Below are 228 nucleotides of genomic sequence, written 5' to 3'. Positions count from 1 at the left end.
CCACCCTCACCGGGCATAGTGCCCGGGTAAGGGCAGTGGCCATCACCCCGGACGGCACAGGGGCGGTTTCTGCATCATACGATAACACCCTGAAACTGTGGGACTTGGCCACTGGGTCGGAACGGGCCACCCTCACCGGGCATAGTGACCTGGTAATGGCAGTGGCCATCACCCCGGACGGCACTGGGGCGGTTTCTGCATCAGACGATAACACCCTGAAACTGTGGG

The 228-nt window shown here is 62.3% G+C and carries 1 protein-coding gene; it reads left to right on the top strand.

The features are described 5' to 3' along the window. Positions 1–228: WD40 repeat domain-containing protein (locus LKK83_RS30620; protein ID WP_442957397.1), on the top strand; the 228-nt coding region annotated here is incomplete at both ends.

This window comes from Phormidium sp. CCY1219 (genome assembly GCF_035615515.1).
Classification (GTDB): Bacteria; Cyanobacteriota; Cyanobacteriia; order Cyanobacteriales; family Laspinemataceae; genus CCY1219.
The sequence above is the reverse complement of the archived record's forward strand: the minus strand, read 5'-3'. Positions and strand labels throughout refer to the sequence as shown.